Source organism: Alicyclobacillus mali NBRC 102425, from assembly GCF_001570745.1.
Lineage (GTDB): Bacteria > Bacillota > Bacilli > Alicyclobacillales > Alicyclobacillaceae > Alicyclobacillus > Alicyclobacillus mali.
Window position 1 is genome coordinate 1 of sequence record NZ_BCSG01000038.1, and the last position, 24,943, is coordinate 24,943.

Consider the following 24,943-nt stretch of genomic DNA (forward strand, 5'->3'; position numbering starts at 1 on the left):
AGCCCCCTTTCAGGGTATAGTACAATGAGGCAGAATGGTGGCGCCTAGGGGCGACGTTCAGACGGGGAGGGCAGCGCATTGTCGCTCAAATCGCTGTCCGTGCGCGCGCTGCCGGGCGTGGGTCCGCAGAAGGAGCGCGCGCTTGAAGCGCTCGACATCCGAACGGTCGACGATCTGCTGCATACCTATCCATTTCGATACGACGAACGCGCCGAAAAGCCGTTCCCCGAGTGGCGCGACGGAGATCGCGTTACGGCCAGGGCAGTCCTTGAGGGTCCGGTTCAGGTGAGGTGGCGCGGTTCCAAGTCCATCATGACGGCGCGCGTGCGCGTGGACGGTCAGCATCCGGTCGTGTGTCTGTGGTTTTCGCAGCACTATCTTCGCGCCAAGCTGACCGATGGCCGGTTCATCCTGGTGACAGGCAAGTGGAACGAGGCCCTGCGTCGCCTGGTGGTCAGTGAGACGTCGCTGGATGCAGCGGCTAAGTCGCCGCCGTTGGTCCCGATGTACCGCGCCAACAAAGACATATCCAGCAAAACCATCCACCAACTGATTCTGAGGGCCTTGGACCAATACGCCGACCAGATGGCGGAGTCACTCCCGTACGCGCTGATGCGCAAATATCGGCTTTGGTCCCACCGAGATGCGCTTTTCGGGATACACCAACCCAAGTCCCATGAAGATGTTCGTCAGGCTAGGCGGCGGTTGGTCTTCGAAGAGTTTCTGCTCTTTCAACTTCAGCTACAGTGGATTCGCGCACAACGAGAGAAGCCTGTGGGGCGCGCGCAGCCGGTGCCGAACGATGCACTGGCGGCCTTCGAAGTCCTGTTGCCGAGCCCCATGACCGATGCCCAGCGCCGCGCGTGCGAAGACATCCTGCGCGATCTGCAGCGTCCAGCGCCCATGACGCGCTTGATACAGGGCGACGTAGGATCAGGGAAAACATGGGTTGCACTTTTTGCGTGCTTTGCTGTTCACCTCGCGGGTGGACAGGCTGTGCTCATGGCGCCCACCGAAATTCTTGCGGAGCAGCACGCGCGCCTCGCACGGCAGCTCTTCGCTCCGTCAGGCATTCGGGTGGAGCTTTTGACGGGATCCGTCACCGGACGTGATCGCGAGCGGATCTTGGCTGAAATCTCATCCGGCCAGGTGTCGCTTGCCGTCGGCACCCATGCGCTGTTGTCGGAAGGCGTCGAGTTTCGCGATCTCGCTTTGCTCGTCACCGACGAACAGCATCGGTTCGGCGTGGCCCAGCGCGCGAGGTTGCGCGAGAAAGGCCGCGCACCGGACGTGCTCATGTTGTCCGCAACGCCCATTCCGCGGACGCTCGCGCTCGCCATTTACGGCGACATGGACGTGTCCCTCCTGAACGAGCTGCCGAAGGGGCGCAAGCCGATTCAGACGGTCGCGGTGCCGTCGCGCGACGACGAGGCTGCGCTTCGCCTCATCCGCAGAGAGTTGTCTCGCGGCCGCCAGGCATATATCGTCGCGCCCGCGATTGAGGCGTCCGAGCAGGACGACGTGACGTCTGCCACAGAACTGTATGCGCGTGTCTGTGAATACCTGGCGGGATTTCGAGTGGACCTTTTGCACGGGCGCATGCCGAGCGCGGACAAGGAACGCATGATGCGCGCCTTTCGGGATGGCGACATCCATGCGCTCGTCGCCACGACCGTGATCGAAGTGGGCATCGATGTGCCCAACGCCACCGTAATGGCCATTTACGGCGCCGAGCGATTCGGGCTTGCGCAGTTGCATCAGTTGCGAGGCCGGGTTGGCCGCGGACAGCATCCGAGCTACTGCGTGCTCATTCACGATGCGAAGTCTGAGGCAGCGCGGGCTCGCATCGAGACCATGATTCACACCAACGACGGATTCGAAATTGCGGAACGCGATCTGGAGTTCCGCGGGCCTGGGGAACTGTTTGGCCTGCGACAAAGCGGCCTGCCAGACTTTTCGCTGGGCGATCTCGCTCGTGACTATCGGATCATGGAGGTCGCGCGGGAAGAGGCTTTGGCACTCCTCGGACGGGACGATTTCTGGTACGCACCTTGGGCGGAGGGGCTGCGCGAAGCCCTGAAGACGGCCATGGACAAGATTTCGTACCGAGATTGATGTCCTCCATGAGTGGATGGAAGTAACATCTATAATTCCATCTCCCCCGAACATACTACGGTACACCAGGGGGAGGTGAAGGGTGATGGCAAACCAGAACAGCAGCAACAAGGTACTCGTGCAGGGTGCCAATCGCGCACTGGACCAGATGAAGTACGAGATCGCGACGGAGTTCGGCGTGCAGCTGGGCCCCGACACGACCGCTCGTCAGAACGGTTCCGTGGGCGGCGAAATTACGAAACGCTTGGTGGCCTACGCGGAGCAACAGCTGGCGGGTCACTGACACTGAATGAGGTGGCGGCGAGGGCTGGCACATGCCAGCCCTCGCCGCGTGCTGAAATGCCACTTTGCGAACTATAATGTGACTTGACCGTGCAATGCATGCGAGAGGCGGGATGGCATATTCGTATACCAAGAGCGGCCCTGTACGCCTTTCCGAAGCGCGCGTACACGTTTTGCCTTCGGCGCTTTGTGGATTCAGGCATCAGCCGCCGGGCGATTCCGTGGTTCATTCGGCATTATCGCATTGAACTGGGCGAAGTGGCTGGAGACCTGTCCGACTATCGTACGCTCGGCGAGTTTTTCGCGCGCAGACTCCGACATGGCGCGCGGCCCATTGAGAAAGGGGTCACATCGCCGACGGATGGGCTTGTTCGCGAGATCGGCCGCTTGGATGGACGCCATCGCCTCTGGGTCAAAGGTGCCCTGTTTGATCTCCGGCAGCTGGTTCAGGAGGATAGTCTTGCACAGGAGTTGTCGGGTGGATACGCGGTGACGGTATACTTGAGCCCTCGCGATTATCATCGCATTCACGCCCCGGTGGACTGTGCGCCCGAGCGCGTGTGGCGCATCGCTGGCTCGCTTTTTCCGGTCAATCCCGCGTCCACGCGTGCCATCCCCGGACTTCTGGCGAAAAACGAGCGGGTGGTCACGCGATTTTCGTCCCCTTGGGGGCCGTTTGCGATGGTGATGGTTGGCGCCTGCGGGGTCGGGACCATCCACCTGCGATACGCCATCACTCGAAAGGGGCACCTGCGTCTCATGCCGGGTCAGGTGTATCGGCGGGGCGACGAGATCGGCCACTTTGCGCTCGGGTCCACCGTCCTGGTGCTGTTCCCGCCGTCATGGGGCCTTGAGTGGTCGGTGAGCGCTGGTGAGCGGGTACGGATGGGACAAAGCCTAGCAAAGGTACCCATGGAGTGAAGTGCCGAGGAAGAAGCTCGTACTTGCTGGGGCGATCGAAAACTTGTACATTGGTAGGGAAGTCAGTAGGGCTAGCGAAATGTTGGGGTGAAGACATAACGTGAAGATTATCATTGCTGGCGGTGACGGGTTTTGCGGATGGCCTACGGCGCTGCATTTTTCGGAGCGCGGTCATGAGGTGGCCATCATCGACAACTGCATCCGCCGCGAGTGGGACAAGGAGCTTGGGACCCGCTCGTTGACGCCCATCGCGACGATTCAAGAGCGTCTGGCGGCATGGAAGGAAATCTCCGGGAAAGACGTCAAGTTGTATTACGGCGACCTTCAGGACTACGAATTTGTTCACCACGTCTTCGAGGATTTCGAGCCGGAGGCGTTTGTCCACTTCGCCGAGCAGCGGTCGGCTCCGTATTCGATGATCGACCGGGACCACGCTGTGTTCACACAGGTGAACAACGTCGTGGGCACGCTGAACGTGCTCTTCGCCATCAAAGAGACGGTTCCTGATTGCCACCTGATCAAACTGGGAACAATGGGTGAATACGGAACCCCCAACATCGACATCGAAGAGGGATACATTCGAATTCAACACAAGGGGCGCGAGGACGTGCTGCCGTATCCGAAGCAGCCCTTCTCGTTCTATCACCTCTCGAAGGTGCACGATAGCCACAACATTATGTTTGCGTGCAAGGCGTGGGGCATCCGTGCGACAGATCTCAACCAGGGCGTGGTCTATGGGCTTTGGACGGAGGAGACGCGGCGCGACGAGCGGCTGTACAACCGTGTCGATTACGACGGCGTGTTCGGGACGGCGCTGAATCGCTTCTGCGTGCAGGCGGCGGTCGGACACCCGCTGACAGTGTACGGCAAGGGTGGGCAGACGCGCGCGTTTCTTGACATTCGCGACACGCTGCAATGCATCGAACTTGCTGCGCTGCATCCGGCGGATCGCGGTGAATTCCGCGTGTTCAACCAGTTCACGGAGCAGTTCTCTGTGCTGCAGCTCGCTGAGCACGTGCAGAAGGTGGCTCGCGACTTGGGCATGGATGCGCAAATTGAGCATCTGCCGAATCCGCGGGTGGAGAAGGAGGAGCATTACTACAACGCGGTTCACACGAAGCTTCTCGACCTCGGCTTGAAGCCGCACTATCTCTCGGACGAGCTCATTCGCGAGTTGATTCAGACCGCCGAGCGGTATCGTGATCGCGTGGATTTCGACGTGATCCGCCCGAAAGTGACCTGGAGGTAACGGTGAGCATGAGGATCGCGATGTTTACGGAGACGTTTCTGCCGTCGACCGACGGGATCGTCACGAGGCTCTGTGCAACCTTGAAATATCTGGAGCGCGAGGGCCACGAGGTGCTGCTGTTTGCCCCGTCAGGATCGCCGCAGTCGTACGCTTCCGCAACCATCGTCGGGATCCCTGCGATGCCGTTCATCCTCTATCCGGAGAAACGGTATTCACTGCCGCTGCCGCGCATCGGCAAGCATCTGCGGGCGTTTCGGCCGGATCTCATCCACGTGGTGAATCCGGCGTTCCTCGGCATCGGGGGCATTTACTACGCGTGGAAGTCCCATCTTCCGCTGGTGGCGTCGTATCACACCAACGTGCCGGCCTACGCGCGCCACTACAAGCTCGAGTTTCTGGAACCCCTGTTGTGGTGGTATTTCCGGACGTTGCATAACCGAGCTCACTTGAATCTCGCGACCTCCCGCGCGACGCTGCGCGAACTGGAGCGCCAGGGGTTTCAGAATCTGGAGCTCTGGGAGCGCGGCGTCGACGTGGAGCTGTTCCGAAACGCTCCCTACAGCGAGGAGATGCGGCGTCGCTTGGCGCCCCAAGCGGAGCCGGGCGATCGCGTCCTCCTCTACGTGGGGCGACTGGCGTCAGAAAAGAACATCGAGCGCATGCGGCCGGTCCTGGACGCGATTCCGGACCTTCACCTCGCCATCGTCGGCGACGGCCCGCACCGCCCTGACCTCGAGCGCGTGTTCGCCGGGACGCGCACCCATTTTACCGGATACCTGCACGGCCAGGAGTTGGCGCAGGCGTATCAGGCTGCAGACGCGTTCTTGTTTCCGTCGACCACAGAGACGCTTGGCTTGGTCTTGTTCGAGGCAATGGCGGCCGGGCTGCCGGTTGTAGCTGCCGACAGCCCGCCCACGCGCGAGGTGCTCGAAGACGGCCGGGCGGGATTCATCTTCGATCCCCATTCGACAGAGTCGCTCATCGAGACTGTGCGTATGGTCATGCGGGACGAGGCAAAGCGCGAGGCGGTCAGACAGCGCGGCTTGGCCATCGCGGAGCAGTTGGACTGGGAGGGGCCAAGCAAACAACTCGTCGGTCATTACGAGCGAATTCTGCAGTCGTTCAGCGTCGTCGCGGGCGCCGTCACTGGCACCCGCTGACGGCGCCTTCTTTATGGCAGGTGGGAGGCGATATCCGCCTCGATTCGGCGGGCGATGTTCACCAGTTCGGCGTCACCGCCAGGCTTGCCCACAATTTGAAGCCCCATCGGCAACCCCGACACCTGGCCCGCCGGTATCGAGACGGCCGGTGCCCCCGAGAGATTCCACGGGTTCGTAAATCTTGTCAGAAGTGGCCTCACGGCTTGCTCCTCTCCATGAATCTGCACCGTCGTCTCTCCGATGCGCGTTGCCGGAATGGGCGTCGTCGGCAGAAGGATGCAGTCGTACTGGGCGAACAGAGCGCGAATGGCATTCGTGAAGCGGGCGCGAAAGCGCAGACTCTCCGCGTAGGAGGCTGTGTCCACACGCGCGCCGTCTTCCAGCCGCTCTCGGACGTCCGGTCCGTACGCTTCCCTGTGTTCCGCAAGCCAAACCCGATGCGTGCCATACGCCTCGGCCCCGAGGATGTTCGCCTGATGGCGCGCGATCTCGTCCGCATCCAGCTCGATGGCGCCAGCTAACTCGATGGTGCCGCGGCTTTGAAGGACGTGCGTAAGCCCCTCAAACCACGCGCACACCTCGGGGGATGCAAACCTGACCAAGCCAGGAACAACGGCGGCCCGCAGGCGCCCGCTTGGCGCAGGACGCGAGAGCCATGCGTCGGGGTCGATGCCTGCCATGACCGCGGTGACGACCGCCGCGTCCTCGACCGAGTTTGCGAGCGTGCCGACGTGATCGAGTGTAGGCGCGAGCGGGAGCACGCCGTCCGTCGGGACGAGGCCATAGGATGGCTTGAATCCGACGCATCCGGTGAGCGCGGCCGGGATGCGCACACTGCCGCCGGTATCGGTACCCACACTTGCCTGCGCCATGCCGCCGGCGACAGATGCAGCACTGCCGCCGCTCGAGCCGCCGGTGATTCGGCTTGGGTCGCGTGGATTGCGCGCGGGACCGAAATGCGGATTCTCGTTGGTCACGCCAAAGGCAAATTCGTGCAGATGGGCTTTCCCGATGATGAGGGCGTGCGCACGCTGCAATCTTGCGACGCAGAGGGCGGTGCGATCCGGCACGTGTTCGCGGAATCGGCCATGCCCGTACGTGGTCGGGAGAAACGAGGTGTCGATGAGGTCCTTCACGCTGATGGGGATACCCGCGAGTGGCCCCAGGCCTTCGGGAAACCGCGCGGCCAGTTGGTCGATGGCGCTCGCCTGTTGGCGGCTCATCTCGGTCGCCACGCAGAGGAGCGCGTTCAGTCTTCCGTTTTCGCGCTCAATGGCCGCGAGCCATTGCACGAGCGCGGCCGATGCCGAGAGTTCCCGGCCCAGTTGAGCCACCTGCTGGCGAATCGAGGGGCTTTTGAGTGACAACGACATCGCCTCCGTCCTCCAGGGCTCTACGTGCAGTCAACGTCCCTAGGACGATTATAGCGGACGTGTGCCGGGACATACCGGGATGAGGAGTGCAAACATGAAACAGGCCCCGCGCCCGGGTTTGCGCGAGGCCCTGCGTCAGAATCGCCTGACGCGTTCTGGGAGAGGAGAAACCGGAGGAAGAGTGGATGGGGATCGCCTCTTCGCACTCGGTTGCCACAACAGCTGTCGCCGTTGTCGTTCACAGAATGTCCAAAAGAAGGAACGGATATACGTCCCGTTGGCGCTCGCTCCTCGTTGTGTTACGTTGGTGCAAAGAAAGGTGGGCCTTCCACCTGAGAGGAGATCAAGTATGCGGGTGATTGCGGGCAGGTGGCGAGGGATATCACTTGAGGCGCCGAGGGGGAGCGCGGTCCGTCCCACGACGGATCGGGTCAAAGAATCCATGTTCAACCTGATTCCGCACCAGCTGCAGGGTGTTGTCATCGACCTGTTTGCTGGAACGGGTGCGCTGGGCATTGAGGCGCTCAGCCGAGGCGCATCGCGCGCCATCTTTGTGGACAGAGACCCACGCTCCGCGCGACTTGTGCGGCGCAACCTGGACCGCGTCGGCGCCGCGTCTGAGGCGGAGGTATGGGTCCTGGACTGGGCGCAGGCGCTGCGCCGATTCGAGACGTCAGACCTCGTCGCCTCCTATGTGTTTGTGGATCCACCGTATCACGCTGACCTGTGGCTTCCGGTGCTGCGCGCGCTACCGCCAGGTCGCGTCTCCGGGGCCGTCATTTGCGAACTGCCGGCCTCGCTTGCGTTGCCCGATGAGACGGGCGATTTTGTCCTGCACAAGGCGCGCGCATACGGCGACATCGCCGTTCGGATTTATCGGAGCCGATCCAGCGTACAGATATAGGAGGGGTCTTCATGCGCAAAGCCGTCTACCCTGGGACGTTTGATCCCATCACGCTCGGGCACCTGGACGTGATCGCGCAGGTGGCGCCGCTGTTCGACGAACTGGTGGTCGCTGTGTTACACAATCCTTCAAAGCGGCCCTGGTTCGATCTCGACGAGCGACTCGACATGATCCGGGACGCGGTACGCGCCTATTCGCACGTGCGCGCGGACGCGTTCAGCGGCCTCTTGGTGGACTACTGCCGTTCGTCGGGTGTCCAATGCGTCGTGCGCGGCGTGCGCAACCACGTCGATCTACAGAACGAGATGGCCATGGCGCAAATGAATCGGGCGCTTCATGACGATCTCGTCACGGTCTTCGTCCCCACTTCGCCCGAGTGGTCGTTTGTCAGCTCGTCGCTTGTCAAGGACGTGGCGATGCACGGGGGCGATATATCCAGGTTTGTCACGCCTCACGTGGCCAACGCGCTTGCCGCGCGCGCAGGGGGACTGGCGAATCGACATGTCTGACAAGGTGCGGGCGCGGGAGAACGTCAAGGTCGGGGTGGCCCTCGGCTCCGGCGGCGCCAAGGGCTTCGCACATATCGGCGTGCTGTTGGCCTTCGCCGAGCACGGCATTCCCGTGCACGCCATCGCGGGTTCCAGCATGGGGGCGCTCGTGGCGGGGGTGTACGCGATGGGGGTGCCGCCGCGCGTGATGCGCGCCCTCGCTGTCAACCTGCGGCGGCGGCATTGGCTGGATTTCACCGTTCCCAAGATGGGCTTCATCCAAGGGGAAAAGGTGCGCGCCGTGGTGGCCACCATGACCCGCCAGGGCACGTTCGCCGACACCGCCATCCCGCTTGCCATCGTGGCGACCGATCTCATCCAGCGCCGGCTGGTCGTGTTTCGCTCCGGTCTCATCGCGGACGCCGTGCGGGCGAGCATTTCAATCCCTGGCGTGTTTGTTCCCGAGGTGCGGGACGGTGCCGTGTACGTCGATGGAGGCGTACTGGAGCGCGTGCCTGTACAGGCGTGCTGGGACCTTGGTGTCGATCTCGTCATCGCCGTCGACGTCGGCGTGACACCGCGAGGGACACCGCCCACCTCCGCCATGGACGTCATCATGCAGAGCCTCGAGCTGATGCAGGACGAAGCCTTTCGGGCGCGCGACCGCGGCGCGAGTTTGACGCTCGTGCCCGAGGTTTCCCATATCGGGACGGCGCAGTTCCAGCGCGCGGCAGATGCCATCGATCTCGGCTATCAGGCGGCGGTGGCGCAGTTGGATCGCATCTGGGATGCCATTGACCGCGCCGGCGCCTTTGTGTCATAACAGCAGTGTCGGCGTCGGCTGGCGCGGCAGAAAGGGGCTCATGACATGAACATCGATGTGGAACGGCTGAGAGAAGAAGGCGAACTGGATCTTGCCGAGACCGTATCGCTGCCGCGCATCGCGCAAGAAGTGGTGGATATTGAGTCGCTCGACGAGGTGAACGTGCACCTGCACGCCACCTATCACCATCCTTACGTGATCGTACAGGGCGAACTGGAGACGGTGGTGCATTACGTGTGTGCCCGTTGCCTCACGGAGTTCACACGTCCTTTGAGCGCGTCCTTTCACGAGCGATACACGACCGATGAGCAGAAGGCGGAGGACGAGGTGCGGTTTGTCGGTGACGAGTTGGTGGACGTCACGCCCGAATTGGAGCAGGCCATTTTTCTCACCATCGACAATCGCCCGCTCTGCAAGGAGACGTGTCAAGGATTATGTCCCGTCTGCGGACGGGATCGCAACGTGGAGGCGTGCGGCTGCGACGTACGGCCCATTGATCCCAGGCTGGAGGCGCTGAAGGGCTTGCTTTCCGAGCATGGTTCGGAGTAAGATAGTGCGCGGTACGCGAAAAAGGGGGTGGGTTCTGTGGCGGTCCAACAACACCGGGTTTCCAAGACGAGAAAGCGCAAGCGCCGTACGCACTTCAAGCTTGAGCAGCCGACGCTGGTCACCTGTCCCCAGTGTGGTGAGTACAAGCTTCCGCATCATGCGTGCACGAGCTGCGGTACGTACAAAGGGCGAGTCGTTCTTTCGGTCAAGTGAGCGAAGAGTCTAGAGGCTGTCCTTCACCGCGCAGGGAATCGCCGGTGTGGACAGCCTCTTTTCGCATCAACCGACGGAGGCCGCGCGCATTCGACGGATTGCAACATAGACGGGCGCGCCAATTCTCGGTATCATGATGAGGTGTACTCGGTGGCGTTCTTTGTCTCGGAGCTGTTGGCCGGGTGAGAGAGCCATGGATAACCGGAATGCGATGGGTCGAAAGAGGGTATCTGCGCTGAAAAAATCGGAGCGCCGGTATGCGCTTGTGGCACTCCTTGAACAGAATCCGTTTGCGACCGACGAACAATTGGCGGAACAATTTGGCGTGAGCGTCGCGACGATTCGGTTGGACCGCAGCGCGTTGCACATTCCTGAGGTTCGAGAGCGCATCCGCCGGATGGCTTCGGATCGGCAGGATCAGGTGCGCTCACTCGACGAGCAGGATCTGATTGGGCGCCTCACGAAGCTCGAGTTGAACCGTCACGCCGAATCGGAGTTGACGATTCAGATAAATCATGTGTTCAAGCGCACGCAGATTGTGCGCGGTCACGTCCTCTTCGCGCAAATCAATTCCCTCGCCGTCGCGCTGATGGATGCGGATTTCGCGGTGACGGCCAAGACGGAACTGCGCTTTCTGCGCCCCGTGCGCCTGGGCGAGACCGTGCGAGCAAGAGTCGACGTGATCGGAGAACACGGCGGGATCGTGCGCTGCCGGGCGGTGAGCCACGTGGGCCACGACACCGTGGTGGAAGGTGTGATTTGGGTGTACAAAGATCCTTCCCACGCAGGGGTGCAGTCGATGGACGAGGGGGAAACCGAGTGATCACGATGGCCGTGGACGTGATGGGCGGCGACTATGCCCCGGAAGCCCCGATGGAAGCGCTGTGCCAGGCTGCGGCTCAGTACTCCGATACGAAGTTCATCGTGATCGGGGACGAGGCGCGGATTCGGGAGCTGGGAGGAGCGAAGCTGCCCGACAATGTCGAGGTGCGCCACACCGAGGTGGTGATTGCGGGCGACGAAGAACCTGTCAGGGCTGTGCGGCGCAAGCCGACCTCCTCGCTCGTGACGGCCGCCACCATGGTGGCGAACCGGGAGGCGGACGTGATGGTCTCCGCGGGCAACACGGGTGCCATCATGGCGGCCGGAACACTCATCATCGGGCGCTTGCCCGGCGTGGAGCGGCCGGCGCTCGCCCCTATCTTGCCGACGTTTGACGGGCGAGGGGTGCTTTTACTCGACGCCGGTGCCACCATGGACGCTTCGGCGGAAAACTTGTTGAGCTACGCGTACATGGCCGATGCTTACGTGCGTCACGTCCTGGACATTGAGAAGCCTCGCATCGCGCTTCTGAACGTGGGCACGGAGGACTCGAAGGGCAACGCTGTCGTAAAACAGGCTTTCGCGCTCTTATCTCAGTCACCCCTCAATTTCGTGGGCAACATCGAGGCGCGCGAGATGATGGCGGGCTGTGCGGACGTCGTAGTCTGCGACGGGTTTGTCGGCAACGTCGTGTTGAAGTTGGCGGAAGGCATTGGGCTTGGCTTGTTTTCCGACATCCGGACCGTCTTGACCCAGACGATGAGCGGCAGACTCGCGGCGCTGCTCGTGGGGAAGCGGCTGCGCCAAATGCGAGCGAGGTACGACTGGGCCGAACATGGCGGCGCGCCGTTCCTCGGCGTGAATGGAGGCTGCTTCAAAGCCCACGGCAGCAGCAACGCGCGGGCGTGGTTCATGGCCATCACCCAGGCTCGAAAGTTCATCGCGAATGATCTGTTGCACAAACTGACGGTCGCCATGGGCGAACGGCGCGTGTCCGTGCCGAATTCCGAACTCGGAGAGGGTCGAACATGAACGTCGCATTCGTGTTTCCAGGACAAGGCGCTCAGTACGTCGGCATGGGGCGTGCCATCTTTGATGAGTATCCCGTGGCGCGCACTCTCCTTGAGGAAGCCGATGAAGCTTTGGGGATGAAACTGTCGGACATCATTCTGCATGGGCCCGAAGAGACGCTACGCTTGACTTACTACACCCAGCCGGCGCTTTTGACGGTGAGCGTGGCGGTCTGGCGCGCGCTGGTCGATCGCGTCGATATCCAGCCGCTCGCGGTGGCCGGCCACAGCCTTGGCGAATACTCGGCGCTTGTGGCGGCCAAGAGCCTTTCCTTCGCGGACGCGGTGAAGCTCGTGTATCAACGCGGAAAGCTGATGGACGAGGCGTATCCGGCGGGGCAGGGCACCATGGCGGCGGTCCTTGGGCTCGACGAGGAGCCGCTACGAGAGGTGTGCAGGCGCGCGAGCGAGGAAACGGGCGAGACAGTCGAGTTGGCGAATGTGAACTGTCCCGGGCAGATTGTCATCTCTGGATCTAAGGCGGCGGTCGAGTGCGCATCGCAGCTGGCCAAGGAGGCGGGGGCTCGCCGGGTGATGCCCCTCAACGTGAGCGGGCCATTTCACTCGAGCCTGATGCAGCCAGCCGCCGACCGGCTGGGGGCACTCCTCGAAGAGACTGCATTTGAGGACGCTGAGACGCCCGTGGTGGCGAACGTGGATGGGCATCCGCGGCGGATGGCCTCGGACCTCCGAGACGCGCTCAAAAAGCAGCTCGTCATGCCGGTTCGCTTTGTGGACTGCGTGCAGTCGATGAAACGGCTGGGCGTGGATTGCGTGGTGGAACTCGGGCCTGGGACGGTGCTGAGTGGGCTTGTGCGCAAGATCGACAAGTCGCTTGAGACGGCCCATGCCGAAGATGCGGCGACGCTCGATGAGGTGTGTGCCATGCTGACGCGCGGGGGTGAAGGCGGTGAGTGACGCTCGAGTGGCGCTTGTCACCGGCGCGTCGCGCGGCATCGGGCGCGCCATTGCGCTCGAACTCGCCGCGGCGGGGCGCGACGTCGTTGTGAACTATCGCGGTGGGGCGGACCTTGCGGCGGAGGTGGTTCGAGCCATTGAGGAGATGGGGCGCCGTGCGGTCGCCATCCAGGCGGACGTGTCAAAGCCCGAGGAGGCGAAGCGCCTCGTGGCAGAGGCTGTGGCGGCGATGGGCCGGATCGACATTCTGGTCAACAACGCCGGCATCACGCGCGACGGACTCTTGGTGCGGATGAGCGACGACGATTTCAACCAGGTCCTTGACACGAACCTCCGCGGCGGGTTTTATTTGATTCGCGAGGTCGCGCGGCCGATGATGAAGGCGAGGTGGGGGGCCATCGTGAACATCACCTCCGTGGTGGGGCTCATGGGCAACGCCGGACAAGCCAACTATGCCGCGGCGAAGGCGGGCCTCATCGGCCTGACGAAGGCCACCGCGAAGGAGCTTGCGCCTCGCAACATCACGGTCAACGCCGTCGCTCCCGGCTACATCGACACCGACATGACGCGCGAGCTCGGCGAGGATCGAATGCGAGACCTCTTGGCGCATATCCCGCTGGGAAGGACGGGACAGGCGGACGAGGTGGCGTATGCGGTCGCCTTCCTGACCTCAGAGAAAGCCCGTTACATCACGGGCCAGGTGGTCGCTGTCGACGGCGGCATGGCCATGTAGTATACTGCAAAAGGAGGTGAGACGATGGCAAACGACGTGTTTGAACGTGTGAAAAAGATCATTGTGGATCGACTGAATGTCGATGAGGATAAGGTGACTTTGAACGCGACGTTCAAGGACGACCTGGGTGCGGACTCGCTGGATATCGTCGAACTCATCATGGAGCTGGAAGACGAATTCGATATGGAGATCTCCGATGAGGATGCTGAAAAAATCAGCACGGTCGGCGATGTGGTTACATACATCGAGCAGCACCAGGGATGATGTGCGAAATTCGGGTAGCATAGTCCCCGTGCGCGAGCCGGGGCTTTATGCTATGTAGGGGGGTGAATCCATGGCACGACGCGTGGTGGTGACGGGACTTGGGGTCGTTTCTCCAGTTGGCAGCACCGTCCCTGCGTTTTGGGACAGCTTGCTTTCGGGCAAATCGGGCATTCGCGAGATCGACCGGTTTGACACCTCCGAATATCCATGCAAGATCGCCGGCTTGGTGAACGACTTTGACCCAGAACGCTATATCGACAAGAAGGAACTTCGGCACATGGACTTGTTCACGCAGTACGCCTTGTACGCGGCGCACGAAGCAGTCCTTCAGTCCAAGCTCGAGATCACGGACGAAAACCGGGATCGAATCGGCGTGTACATCGGCTCTGGCATCGGCGGCATCAGCACGACGCTGTCAAACTACCGGACGCTGATCGAGCGCGGGCCGAAACGAGTGAGTCCGTTCCTGGTGCCGATGATGATCAGCGATATGGCTTCTGGACAAGTCTCGATCGAATTCGGCGTGCGTGGCCCGAACAGCTCCCCCGTATCCGCGTGTGCGACCGGATCGCATGCGATCGGCGATGCGTATAAAATCATCCAACGCGGTGCGGCCGATGTGATGATTGCGGGCGGCGCTGAGGCCGCGGTGGTGGATCTTGCGCTGGCCGGCTTCTGCAATATGAAGGCTCTGTCCACGCGCAACGATGAACCGCAGCGCGCCAGCCGGCCGTTTGACAAGAACCGCGACGGCTTTGTGATGGGCGAAGGCGCCGGTATCCTCGTCCTCGAGGCTCTGGATCACGCCTTGGCGCGCGGCGCCACCATTTTGGCCGAGATCGGCGGCTACGGGATGTCTGGCGATGCGTATCACGTCACGGCGCCGGACCCGGAGGGCGACGGCGCGTACCGCGCGATGAAAGCCGCGATCGAAGACGCAGGGCTTGCGCCGACGGACGTCGACTACATCAACGCGCACGGGACGAGCACCGAGTACAACGACCGCATCGAGACGTACGCTGTGAAGCGCTTGTTTGGCGATCACGCCTACAAGCTCGCGATGAGCTCCATCAAATCGATGACCGGACACTTGCTCGGTGCGGCGGGCGGCGTGGAGGCTGTAGCGTGCGTGATGACACTGGTGGACGGCATGATTCCGCCGACCACCAACTACGAGACGCCAGATCCCGATTGCGATCTCGACTACGTACCCAACCAGGCCCGACGGGCCGACGTCAATGTGGTGCTCTCGAACTCGTTCGGGTTCGGCGGACACAACGCGTGCTTGGTCTTCCGCAAGTACGTGTCCTGAGTCTGCAAGAGAGAGAAGCCCCTGGCCTGCCCGGGGGCTTTTTACCATGAGGGCTTTGAGGGGCCGCCTCTGCGCGAGACGGCGCCTCAAAGCCCCCAAGGGGGAGAGGAATGGATTGCAGAGCAAATGGCTTGAACTGCAGGCATCACTGAGCCTTCAATTCAACGATGTCAACCTTCTCAAACAGGCATTCACGCACGCCTCGTACCGCAACGAGCACCGGAAACTACACATTGAAGACAACGAGCGTCTGGAGTTTTTAGGCGACGCCGTGCTCGAACTCGTGGTGAGCGACTTTCTATATCGCACGTATCCCAGGATGCCGGAAGGCGAACTGACGCGGATGCGCGCCGCCATCGTCTGCGAGGCATCCCTGGTACGCTTCGCGAAGCGGCTCTCGTTTGACCAGTATATCCGCCTCGGTCGAGGTGAGGAGCGCAGCGGCGGGCGATCTCGCCCGGCTCTTCTGGCCGACGTGTTCGAGGCGTTCCTCGGTGCACTGTACCTCGATCAGGGTCTGGAGGCCGTTCGCCAGTTCGTCCACGCGCACATGGTGCCGTATCTCCCCGACGTGTCCACTGGCCTTGATTACAAGACCGCGCTGCAGGAACTTGTGCAACAGCGTCACCACACGCCTGTGCGGTACGTGATCGTGGAAGAGCGCGGACCCGCGCATGCGCGCGAATTCGTCGTTCAGGTGGAGCTGGGCGGTGAAGTTCGCGGCGTCGGAATCGGCCGTTCCAAGAAGGAGGCGGAGCAGCAGGCGGCGGCGATGGCCCTGGCCTCGCTCTCCGAAGAACGCTCGGAGGAGCGTGTCAACGGTGTATCTCAAACAGATTGACATCCTCGGGTTCAAGTCGTTTGCGGACAAGACCCAGATGATCCTTTCTCCCGGCATCACGGCCATCGTGGGCCCGAACGGCAGCGGCAAGAGCAACATCGCCGACGCGCTCCGATGGGTCCTGGGCGAGCAGAGCGTTCGAAACCTGCGCGGCAGCAAGATGGAGGACGTGATCTTCGCGGGCAGCGAGTTGCGCAAGGCGACGAACTTCTGCGAAGTGTCCATCACGCTCGACAACACGGATCGCCACCTGCCGGTGACGTTCGAAGAGGTGACCATCACCCGGCGCGCGTTTCGCTCGGGCGAGAGCGAGTATTGGATCAACCGCCAGCCTTGCCGGCTGAAGGACATCCACGAGTTGTTCATGGACACGGGACTCGGGCGCGAGGCGTATTCCATCATCGGACAGGGCAAGATTGAGGAAATGTTGTCCACGCGGCCGGAGGACCGGCGGGGGCCGTTCGAGGATGCGGCCGGGATTGTGAAGTTCAAGCACCGGCGAAAAGAGGCCGAGCGGAAGCTGGAGGAGACGGCGGCGAATCTGGTTCGCGTCGACGACATCCTGGCGGAACTCGAGGCTCAGCTCGGCCCGCTCGCGGAGGCGAGGCGGATCGCAGAGCGGTACCAGGCGCTGTCGGACGAGATTGAGGAGACGGAGATCGCGCTGCTCGTGGTCGAGATCGATCGTCTGCACGAGCGGTATGAGCATCTCAAGCGCCAGGTGACGCGCGAGGAAGCGGCGAGAAACGAGGCTCAGGAGCGGCTGAGCCAAGCCGATGACGCGTGGAAAGCGCGGCGGCAGGCGCTCGGCGAGGCCGCGGCGCGGCTCGAGTCGCTGCAGCAGACGTACGTCCAGGTCGTCGAAGGTCGGCAAAAGGCAGAAGGGTCGCTCGCCGTTGCAGAGGAGCGACTCACTGCTCTCGCGCAGCGCGCGGAAGACAGGCGCCGGCGCAGGGACGAGCTGGCGCGCGATCTCGCCGAGCTTGACGCCGCCATGGAGGCGGTCGCACAGGCACAGGCGGAGGCAGCCGCGGCGCTCGGGCAGAGACAAGATATGCTCGCGTCCGCGCGCGAGCGAGCGGACGATGGGCGGCGATTGGCGCTGGCGGACGAGATCGACCGCTTGAGCGGGGAACTTATCGACGCCAATCACCGTGCGGCCGCGCTTCGCAACGAATGGAAGACGCTAGAGGACAAGATCCAGGCCGGCGCGATGCGGCACGAGCGGTTTGAAGAAGAGGCTGCGCGGATTCAGGCGGAGCGAGATCGCGTCGCGGCCGAAAGGCAAGCGCGGGCAGCGCGGGCGGAGGAGACGAGGCGCGAACTCGAGGAGATTGAGCGCCAGTTGGCCGACGTGGACGCCGAGCGGGAGCAGGCGGCGTCCGATGAGGCGCAGGCCGTGTCCGCCTGGCACCGTCTGCAGGCGGATGTGCAGGGACTGTCGAGTCGCCTGGAGCTGCTGCGCGATCTCGAGGCGGGGTACGACGGCTACGCGCACGGTGTGCGCATGGTCCTTCAGCAAGCCAAGCGAGGTGCGCTCAAGGGTGTCTGCGGCTCCGTCGCCGAGCTGATTCGCGTGGATCGAAAGTACGAGCTGGCCGTGGAAACGGCCTTGGGCGGCGCGCTGCAAAACGTGGTCGTCGAAACCGAGCAGGACGCGATGGACGCCATTCGCCTGTTGAAGGCGCGCCAAGGTGGCCGAGCCACATTCATCCCGCTTGACGTCGTTCGATCGCGGCGGATGGAGCCGGCACTTGCCTCGCGCGTGGTGAATGAGCCGGGTTTCCTTGGGCTCGCGAGCGACCTCGTCTCGTTCGACGAGCGCTTCCGCCATGCCGTAGAACACTTGCTCGGCAGCGTGGTGATTGCGAAGGATCTTGAGTGCTCGAGCCGCATCGCGCGAGCGCTCAATCATCGCTTTCGCGTGGTGACGCTGGAAGGTGATGTGATCGCGCCGGGAGGTCTGATGACCGGCGGCCACGTGAACCGCAAGGGGCCAGGGCTGCTCGGTCGCCAACGCGAGCGAGAAGATTTGGAAGACAAGCTGAAGGCGCTGGAAGCCGAGCGCGCACGCCTGAGAACTCGTCAAGAGGAGCTTCGCTCCCGCGTGGTGGATCTCGCGCGCGAGCGGGATCGCCTTGAGGCGGAGCGCGCGGTGCGCCTCGGGCGCCTGAAACAGTTCGAAAGCGAGGATCAACAGGCCAACTTTCTGCTCAAGACCCTTGCCGAGCGCATGGAAGCCCTCGATTGGGAGCGAGAGTCGCTGGCGGCGGATCGCTCGGAGATCGACAGGCGCATGGGCGAGGTCCGGGACGCCTTGGCGGATGCGGAGGAACAGGTGGCGCGGATCACCGCCGACATTGCGGAACGCCGCGAGCGCCTCGCGGCTCTGGAGTCGGAGTTAGCACAGGCCAAGGAGCAACTCACCGGGCTTCGGATTGAGGTGGCCACGCTCGAGCAGGAGCGGGAGAATCTGGCGCAGCGCATGAGCGAGTTGCGCGAGCGAAAGGCGCGGCTCGAGCGCGCTCGTGCGGAGATGAGCAAGGAGGAGGCCCGCGATGAGGCGGAGGCCGCTCGCCTTGCCGCCGCGCGGGAATCGGAGCGCGCCGAAGCCCTGCGGCTTGCGCAGGAGTTGGATGCCCTCGAACATACGCTGGCCGCAGCGCGTCAGGCGCGACAGGAGCTGGAGGCCGAGGCGCGCGAGTTTGAAGAGGAGGTGCGGCGCAAGCGCCGGGCCGTCGACGAGCAGGAGACAGCGTTGCAGCGCGCGCTTGTCGCCGTGGAACGGGCAGATGCCGATCTCTCCCATGCGCTCGCGAAAATGGGCGAGCAATTCGGCATGACCTACGAGTGGGCGAAGGAGCGGTACCCCCTTCAGGGCACTGTGGCCGAGACAGAACGGCGGCTCGATTCGCTGCGGCGGGAGCGCGCATCCCTCGGTGACGTGAACCTCGGCGCCATCGAGGAGCACGAGCGGCTGTCGGAGCGGGTCCGCTTTCTCACGGAACAGCGTGACGATCTCGTCGCCGCTCGAGAGCAGCTCGAGCAGCTGATCGACGAGATCGATCACGAAATGGCAGAGCGGTTCATGGAGACGTTTCAGCAGATCCGTGCGGAATTTGGCAAGGCGTTTCACAGCCTGTTTCAAGGAGGCGAGGCGGATCTGGTGCTGACCAATCCGGAGGATCCCCTGACCACGGGAATCGAAGTGGTGGCAAAGCCTCCTGGAAAGAAACTGCAGAACCTAAATCTCCTGTCGGGCGGTGAGCGCGCGCTGACCGCCATGGCTCTGCTGTTTGCCATCCTGCGCGTGCGACCGGTTCCGTTCTGTGTCTTGGACGAGGTCGAGGCGGCGCTCGACGAAGCGAACGTGGCTCGCTTCGCGCACGAGCTTCGCCTGCTCGCCGCCGATACCCAATTCATCGTGATCACGCACAGGCGCGGTACGATGGAAGAAGCGGACGCGCTGTACGGCGTGACCATGCCCGAACGCGGTGTGTCGTCGCTGGTGAGCGTGCGTTTGAGCGACGAGATCGACTACGAAACGGCGTAAGCGGAAGAGAAGGCGAAGGGAGATAAGGCGTTGGGGCTGTTCGATCGATTCCGAAAGGGACTTGAGAAGTCGCGCGCTGCGATGGCAGACAGGCTGTTGTCCGTCTTTCGCGGCCGGAAGCTGGACGATTCCGTGTTTGACGAGATGGAGGAGACGCTCATCCTGTCCGACGTCGGCGTGGATACCGCCGCGGAATTGGTGGAGGCCATCCGGCGCGAGGCGCGCAAACGGCGGATTGAGCGGGCGGAAGATCTGCCGGACGTCATGGTCGACGTCATGGCGGACTTTTTGGGTTCGCAATCCGAGATGGCGGAAAATCCGGACGGGCCAACGGTGGTGCTCGTGGTGGGTGTCAACGGTGCGGGGAAGACGACGACCATTGGCAAGCTCGCGCATGCTTACAAGAGCCAGGGCAAACGCGTCATCCTCGCGGCAGCCGACACGTTCCGCGCTGCAGCCATTGAGCAGTTGATGGTGTGGGGCGAGCGGGTCGGCGTCGACGTCGTGCGCCATGCGCAGGGCTCGGATCCCGCCGCTGTGGTGTACGACGCCATTCAGGCGGCGAAGGCCCGGCGGTGCGATCTCGTCATCTGCGATACGGCAGGGCGGCTGCAGAACAAGGCGCACCTGATGAACGAGCTGGCGAAGATCCGCAAGGTCGCGGAGCGCGAACTCCCGGGCGCCCCACACGAGGTGCTTCTTGTGATCGACGGCACCACCGGGCAGAATGGCCTCGTGCAGGCGCGCGTGTTCAAGGAGGTCGTTCAGGTCACCGGCATTGTGGTGACCAAACTCGACGGCACGGCCAAGGGCGGGATCGTGTTCCCCATCGTCCGCGAGGAAGGGATCCCGGTCAAGTGGATCGGGCTCGGGGAAGGCATGGACGATCTTCAGCCTTTCGATCCGCGGATGTTCGCGGAAGCGATCTGCCGCCCTGAGACACGGGTGTAAAGGAGATTTGCTTGACAGTGGCTGAAAACCCGGATAGTATGAGAGACGTCACGCGCGTGGGCGATCTGTACGCCTTTTACGAGCCGCTTCTCACGGAGCGCCAGCGGCAGATTGTGGAACTCTACCACTTCGAGGATATGTCCCTCGGTGAGATCGCCGAGGTCTTGTCCATCAGCCGACAGGCGGTTCACGATCAGCTTCGCCGTGTCGAAGATCAACTCGAGTCGTATGAAGCGGCGCTTCATCTCCGGGAAATCGCGCGGGCGGAGCGAAAGGCGTGGGAGCAGATGGTGTCCGCGTGGCGCGAGGCATCTGCGCACGTGCCCGAACAGGTGAGGCGGCGCATGGATGATGCCATGCGCGCCATGGGTGCCACGGTTTCGATTCTGTTGGGAGGTGATGCGGATGTTCGAAAGCCTGTCGAATAACCTGCAGGCGGTCTTTCAGCGTCTGCGCGGTCGAGGCCGCCTGACCGAGGCGGACGTCGACGAGGCGATGCGCGAAATTCGCCGTGCGCTCCTCGCGGCCGACGTCAACGTCAAGGTCGTGCGAGAGTTTGTCGATCGCGTGCGCGCTCGCGCGGTGGGGCAGGACGTGCTGAAGAGCCTGACGCCGGGCCAGCAGGTCGTGAAGATCGTCTATGAGGAATTGACGGAACTCATGGGCGGATCGCAGGCTCGCATCCGCATGGCGCCGAAGCCTCCCACCGTCGTCATGCTCGTCGGTCTTCAGGGCGCTGGCAAGACCACCACGGCCGCGAAACTCGCGCTCGCCTTTCGCCAACAGAACCACCGCCCGTTGCTCGTGGCCGCCGACGTCTATCGTCCGGCGGCGGTCGATCAGCTGAAGGTGTTGGGCGGGCAGATCGATGTGCCCGTCTTTTCCTTGGATGGGGCGAGTGCGGTCGAGATCGCAGAGGCGGGTCTTCGGGACGCGGAGCGGCGCGGTGCGGACCTGGTCATCGTGGACACCGCGGGTCGCCTGCACATCGACGAAGCGCTCATGGCTGAACTGGAGTCGATGAAGAAGGTCGTCGAACCGCAGGAGATCCTTCTGGTCGTCGATGCCATGACGGGCCAGGACGCGGTGCACGTCGCAGAGACCTTCCATCAGCGGCTGGAGGTCACCGGCGTCATCCTCACGAAGCTCGACGGCGATGCGCGCGGTGGCGCTGCGCTGACGGTTCGTGCGGCGACAGGATGCCCCATCAAGTTCGTGGGCATGGGCGAGAAAATCGAGCCGCTGGAGCCGTTTCACCCGGAACGCATGGCGTCGCGCATCCTGGGCATGGGCGACGTCTTGAGCTTGATCGAGCGGGCGCAGGAGCGGATTGACCTGGACAAGGCGAAAGAGATGGAGGCGCGGATGCGGTCCGCGAACTTCACGCTCGACGACTTCCAGGAGATGTTCCGGCAGGTTCGCAATCTCGGACCGCTCGACCAGATCCTCAAGATGCTGCCGGGGATGAATCGGGTCAAGGGGCTCGAAAACCTCGATTTGAATGATCGACGCTTTCGCCGGCTGGAAGCCATCATTTCGTCCATGACGCCGCAGGAGCGTCAGGATCCTGGTATCCTGAACGCGAGCCGGCGGCGCAGAATTGCCAACGGCAGCGGTACAACGGTGCGCGACGTGAACCAGTTGATCAATCAGTTCGAGCAGGTGCGTGAAATGATGAAGCACCTTGCGGGCGGCGGTAAACGCATGGGTCGCCGTCAGGCGATGAACGCGCTCCGGGCGATGGGAGGCGTGCCCGGGCTCAGCGGGGCTGGGTTACCTCCACTTGGGGGTGCCGAGGCCGGACCGCCGCGTGAACGGGTGCATCGCAAGAAAAAGAAGAAGTAAAAACGGTATTGGAGGTCGATTGTCATGGCATTGAGGATTCGCTTGAAGAGGATGGGAGCCAAGAAGCGCCCATTTTATCGCGTCGTGGTGGCTGAGGCGCGCTCGCCGCGAGACGGCCGATTTGTGGAGGAGATCGGCACGTATAACCCGCTGACGGATCCGGCGGAGATTCGGATCGACGAGGAGCGCGCCCTTCACTGGCTCCGCACGGGAGCGCAGCCGTCCGATCGCGTCCGCTACTTGTTCCACCTTCAGGGCATCCTGACGAAGTTTCATGAGGAGAAGTTTCAGAAGAAGTAATCTGTGGGCGGCCGCGTGCCGCCCTTCGGAGTGATCGATCCGTGCAGGATTTGGTGGAGTTCTTGTTTCGATCATTGGTCACGAGGCCGGATGAGGTGCGCGTGGAAGCTCGCCAGGAAGGTGACGTGACAACTTTTCGGGTCACGGTTCACCCGGACGACGTCGGCCGCGTGATTGGGCGACAGGGTCGCATCGCCAACGCGGTGCGCAGCGTGGTGGGCGCAGCGGCACATCGGCAAGGCCGGCGCGTGCATGTCCTCATCGGATCACAAGAAAGCAGTTTCAACGAGGATGCGGGGAGATCACAATGAAAATTCGTCAACCAGTGGCCGTTAAGTTCATCTTGACGGAGACGGCTAAGCAGCAGATTATCGCCGAGCAACGTCGGCAAATTGACCAAATTCAGAATGAGCTTGATCAGCTGGAGCAGCAGGGGAAAATCGCGATCGAACAAGCCATGGCGCAGGGGGGCGAGATCGCCCAGCAGGTTCGCCAACAGTTGGAGAACGAGCGCCGGGTGCGAGAGCAGCGGAGGGAAGAGCTGTTTCGGCAGATGCAGCAAATTCAACAGTTGGAGCTTGGTGCAGAAATTCAAAATATGACCGTCGAAACGGTGGTTGATGTCAAGCCGGGCGACGACTGGACCAAGGTGTTGCTCGGAGCGGAGATTATCGTGAAGGACGGGATTGTCGTCGAACTCCGCCAGAACGGGCAGCGGATTGAAGAGTGACAGCATATTACACCGTGGGTGTGGTCACCAAGCCTCACGGGCTTCGCGGCGAGGTGCGCGTGTATCCGCGCACGGACTTTCCGGAGGAACGATTTTCGCCGGGGTCCAGACTGTGGCTGCGTCCGCCGGGTTCCGAGCCGGTGGCTGAGCTTGAGGTGCGAAGCGGGCGGCGACATCAAAACTTGTGGATCGTCGGATTTCAGGGGTATCACGCCATTTCCGATGTGGAATCCTGGCGCGGCTACGAACTGTGCATCCCGGAGGATATGCTCCACCCACTCCCCGAAGGGGCGTACTACTACCATCAATTGATAGGTCTAGAGGTGATTTCTGACACAGGGGAGCCGCTCGGTGTGCTGGCCGAGGTTTTGACGCCGGGCGCCAACGATGTCTATGCCGTACGAAAGCCAGGGCAGCCGGATCTGCTGCTTCCGGCGATTCGAGATGTGATTCTTTCGGTGGACCTTGAAGCGCGCCGCATGACGGTTCATCTTTTGCCTGGCCTTCGGGACGGCGAGGAGGACGAGTGACGTGCCGCTTCATGTTGTGGTCATGACGCTCTTTCCGGGGATGTTCGCCGGCGTGCTCGGCGATAGCATGCTGAAACGCGCCCAGGAGGCGGGCGCTCTGCGCGTGGAACTCATCGACTTTCGCGAGTACGCGACGGATCGCCATCGCACGGTGGACGATGCGCCTTATGGCGGGGGAGCTGGCATGTTGCTGAAGCCGGATCCTGTCTTTGCGGCCATGGACGATCTGCGGGCGCGCGTGGGTGTGGGCAGCCCGCCGGACGAGCGCGTCATCTTGCTGAGCCCATCCGGGAGGCGTTTTACGCAGGCGGTCGCGGAAGAGTACGCGAACTGCCAGCGACTCATCTTGCTGTGTGGACATTATGAGGGATTCGACGATCGCGTCCGGCAAAGCTTGTGCACCGAGGAGTTGTCGCTTGGAGATTTTGTGCTGACGGGCGGCGAGATCGCTGCCATGGCGGTCATCGATGCGGTGACGCGCCTGCTCCCGGGTGTTCTTGGGAACGCGGCTTCGGCGGAGGATGAGTCGCACACGTCGGGCTTGCTGGAGTACCCGCAGTTCACGCGGCCCGCGGAATTTCGCGGCATGCGCGTCCCGGAGACGCTCTTGTCGGGACACCACCAGAACATCGAGATTTGGCGAAGAAAGCATGCACTTTACCGCACATGGAAGCATCGTCCGGATCTCCTGTTGCGCGCTCGATTGACGGACCGGGATCGCGCGTGGCTGGACGCCTTTGAGGCGGGAGACTTTTCGGGGATTGACGTGCCTTAAGGCTGTTGTGCACAAAGCCTCAGCAGGCGCGAGAGATAAGGCTGTATCCCGATGATGGCGCCTGCCGAGGCTGTGATACCATACGGTTTGCCCTGCACAACGGTGCGGGCTGTGGCCCAGGAGGCCGATGGACGGTATAAAGGGTGCGTTGAAGGGGCATCGTTTTGAGTGACACCCCTACTTGACACAGAGGGGGAAACGGTGTTACTATCATTTTCGCCG

General features: G+C 62.6%; 27 protein-coding genes. 26 read left to right on the plus strand and 1 reads right to left on the minus strand.

The features are described from left to right. The first annotated feature begins 78 nt into the window (after window positions 1-78). The 5 genes from recG to AMA01_RS11895 all read left to right on the plus strand — a co-directional run bounded on the left by recG (window position 79) and on the right by AMA01_RS11895 (window position 5,727). Window positions 79-2,115, plus strand: coding sequence for an ATP-dependent DNA helicase RecG (recG, locus tag AMA01_RS11875; RefSeq protein WP_067851240.1), 2,037 nt, complete (start codon window positions 79-81; stop codon window positions 2,113-2,115). A gap of 85 nt (window positions 2,116-2,200) precedes the next feature. After that, on the plus strand, window positions 2,201-2,398 hold the full coding sequence (locus AMA01_RS11880) for an alpha/beta-type small acid-soluble spore protein (RefSeq protein ID WP_067851242.1): 198 nt from the start codon (window positions 2,201-2,203) through the stop codon (window positions 2,396-2,398). 98 nt (window positions 2,399-2,496) lie between these two features. Further along, window positions 2,497-3,318 carry an archaetidylserine decarboxylase gene (gene asd, locus AMA01_RS11885; protein WP_231862940.1) on the plus strand — a complete coding sequence of 274 codons (822 nt, stop codon included), beginning with the start codon at window positions 2,497-2,499 and terminating at the stop codon, window positions 3,316-3,318. Window positions 3,319-3,418: 100 nt separating this feature from the next. Continuing rightward, a complete protein-coding gene (locus AMA01_RS11890) occupies window positions 3,419-4,567 on the plus strand; it encodes an NAD-dependent epimerase/dehydratase family protein (protein ID WP_067851244.1) in 1,149 nt (382 codons plus the stop codon). A gap of 8 nt (window positions 4,568-4,575) precedes the next feature. Next, a complete protein-coding gene (locus AMA01_RS11895) occupies window positions 4,576-5,727 on the plus strand; it encodes a glycosyltransferase family 4 protein (RefSeq protein WP_195867857.1) in 1,152 nt (383 codons plus the stop codon). Between the two features lie 11 nt (window positions 5,728-5,738). On the opposite strand, the gene AMA01_RS11900 is transcribed toward AMA01_RS11895, so the two are convergent. Further along, window positions 5,739-7,100: an amidase gene (locus AMA01_RS11900; RefSeq protein WP_067851247.1), complete on the minus strand. Its 1,362-nt coding sequence runs from the start codon at window positions 7,098-7,100 to the stop codon at window positions 5,739-5,741. Window positions 7,101-7,449: 349 nt separating this feature from the next. Between AMA01_RS11900 and rsmD the strand changes: the two genes are divergently transcribed. The 21 genes from rsmD (at window position 7,450) to trmD (ending at window position 24,721) form a co-directional block, all read left to right on the plus strand. Beyond that, window positions 7,450-8,004: a 16S rRNA (guanine(966)-N(2))-methyltransferase RsmD gene (gene rsmD, locus AMA01_RS11905; RefSeq protein ID WP_067851249.1), complete on the plus strand. Its 555-nt coding sequence runs from the start codon at window positions 7,450-7,452 to the stop codon at window positions 8,002-8,004. An 11-nt stretch (window positions 8,005-8,015) separates the two neighbouring features. Next, window positions 8,016-8,513: a pantetheine-phosphate adenylyltransferase gene (gene coaD / locus AMA01_RS11910; RefSeq protein WP_067851251.1), complete on the plus strand. Its 498-nt coding sequence runs from the start codon at window positions 8,016-8,018 to the stop codon at window positions 8,511-8,513. After that, window positions 8,506-9,315 (plus strand): patatin-like phospholipase family protein, encoded by an 810-nt coding sequence (locus tag AMA01_RS11915; RefSeq protein ID WP_067851253.1) that lies wholly within the window; start codon window positions 8,506-8,508, stop codon window positions 9,313-9,315. The genes coaD and AMA01_RS11915 overlap by 8 nt, the downstream gene beginning before the upstream one ends. Window positions 9,316-9,360: 45 nt before the next feature. Continuing rightward, a complete protein-coding gene (locus AMA01_RS11920; RefSeq protein ID WP_067851255.1) occupies window positions 9,361-9,864 on the plus strand; it encodes a YceD family protein in 504 nt (167 codons plus the stop codon). 36 nt (window positions 9,865-9,900) lie between these two features. Next, a complete protein-coding gene (gene rpmF, locus AMA01_RS13695; protein WP_008340528.1) occupies window positions 9,901-10,077 on the plus strand; it encodes a 50S ribosomal protein L32 in 177 nt (58 codons plus the stop codon). A 193-nt stretch (window positions 10,078-10,270) separates the two neighbouring features. Next, window positions 10,271-10,900 carry a transcription factor FapR gene (fapR, locus tag AMA01_RS11925; protein WP_231862939.1) on the plus strand — a complete coding sequence of 210 codons (630 nt, stop codon included), beginning with the start codon at window positions 10,271-10,273 and terminating at the stop codon, window positions 10,898-10,900. 5 nt (window positions 10,901-10,905) lie between these two features. Continuing rightward, the gene (plsX, locus tag AMA01_RS11930) at window positions 10,906-11,931 is read left to right on the plus strand and encodes a phosphate acyltransferase PlsX (protein ID WP_230088175.1); all 1,026 of its coding nucleotides are present in this window, start codon (window positions 10,906-10,908) and stop codon (window positions 11,929-11,931) included. After that, entirely contained in the window at window positions 11,928-12,887 is a 960-nt protein-coding gene (fabD, locus tag AMA01_RS11935) for an ACP S-malonyltransferase (RefSeq protein ID WP_067851261.1), read from the plus strand. Before plsX ends, fabD begins: the two co-directional genes overlap by 4 nt. Then, complete coding sequence (gene fabG / locus AMA01_RS11940) at window positions 12,880-13,620, plus strand: 3-oxoacyl-[acyl-carrier-protein] reductase (protein WP_067851286.1); 741 nt, start codon at window positions 12,880-12,882, stop codon at window positions 13,618-13,620. The genes fabD and fabG overlap by 8 nt, the downstream gene beginning before the upstream one ends. A 24-nt stretch (window positions 13,621-13,644) precedes the next feature. After that, a complete protein-coding gene (acpP, locus tag AMA01_RS11945; protein WP_067851263.1) occupies window positions 13,645-13,884 on the plus strand; it encodes an acyl carrier protein in 240 nt (79 codons plus the stop codon). Between the two features lie 70 nt (window positions 13,885-13,954). Beyond that, window positions 13,955-15,196: a beta-ketoacyl-ACP synthase II gene (fabF, locus tag AMA01_RS11950; RefSeq protein WP_067851265.1), complete on the plus strand. Its 1,242-nt coding sequence runs from the start codon at window positions 13,955-13,957 to the stop codon at window positions 15,194-15,196. Between the two features lie 115 nt (window positions 15,197-15,311). Continuing rightward, window positions 15,312-16,037 carry a ribonuclease III gene (gene rnc, locus AMA01_RS11955; RefSeq protein WP_067851267.1) on the plus strand — a complete coding sequence of 242 codons (726 nt, stop codon included), beginning with the start codon at window positions 15,312-15,314 and terminating at the stop codon, window positions 16,035-16,037. Then, window positions 16,018-19,590 carry a chromosome segregation protein SMC gene (gene smc, locus AMA01_RS11960; protein ID WP_067851269.1) on the plus strand — a complete coding sequence of 1,191 codons (3,573 nt, stop codon included), beginning with the start codon at window positions 16,018-16,020 and terminating at the stop codon, window positions 19,588-19,590. Before rnc ends, smc begins: the two co-directional genes overlap by 20 nt. 30 nt (window positions 19,591-19,620) lie before the next feature. Next, complete coding sequence (gene ftsY / locus AMA01_RS11965; protein WP_067851271.1) at window positions 19,621-20,541, plus strand: signal recognition particle-docking protein FtsY; 921 nt, start codon at window positions 19,621-19,623, stop codon at window positions 20,539-20,541. A 17-nt stretch (window positions 20,542-20,558) separates the two neighbouring features. Beyond that, window positions 20,559-20,969, plus strand: a complete 411-nt coding sequence (gene ylxM / locus AMA01_RS11970; RefSeq protein ID WP_231862941.1) for a YlxM family DNA-binding protein — start codon at window positions 20,559-20,561, stop codon at window positions 20,967-20,969. Next, a complete protein-coding gene (ffh, locus tag AMA01_RS11975; protein WP_067851275.1) occupies window positions 20,947-22,386 on the plus strand; it encodes a signal recognition particle protein in 1,440 nt (479 codons plus the stop codon). The genes ylxM and ffh overlap by 23 nt, the downstream gene beginning before the upstream one ends. Window positions 22,387-22,410: 24 nt before the next feature. Then, window positions 22,411-22,686, plus strand: coding sequence for a 30S ribosomal protein S16 (gene rpsP, locus AMA01_RS11980; protein ID WP_067851277.1), 276 nt, complete (start codon window positions 22,411-22,413; stop codon window positions 22,684-22,686). A gap of 41 nt (window positions 22,687-22,727) precedes the next feature. Continuing rightward, window positions 22,728-22,997: a KH domain-containing protein gene (locus AMA01_RS11985; RefSeq protein ID WP_067851279.1), complete on the plus strand. Its 270-nt coding sequence runs from the start codon at window positions 22,728-22,730 to the stop codon at window positions 22,995-22,997. Then, entirely contained in the window at window positions 22,994-23,416 is a 423-nt protein-coding gene (locus tag AMA01_RS11990) for a YlqD family protein (RefSeq protein WP_067851281.1), read from the plus strand. Before AMA01_RS11985 ends, AMA01_RS11990 begins: the two co-directional genes overlap by 4 nt. Next, complete coding sequence (gene rimM, locus AMA01_RS11995; RefSeq protein WP_067851282.1) at window positions 23,413-23,946, plus strand: ribosome maturation factor RimM; 534 nt, start codon at window positions 23,413-23,415, stop codon at window positions 23,944-23,946. Before AMA01_RS11990 ends, rimM begins: the two co-directional genes overlap by 4 nt. A 22-nt stretch (window positions 23,947-23,968) precedes the next feature. Beyond that, a complete protein-coding gene (trmD, locus tag AMA01_RS12000) occupies window positions 23,969-24,721 on the plus strand; it encodes a tRNA (guanosine(37)-N1)-methyltransferase TrmD (protein WP_067851289.1) in 753 nt (250 codons plus the stop codon). Window positions 24,722-24,943 lie beyond the last annotated feature (222 nt).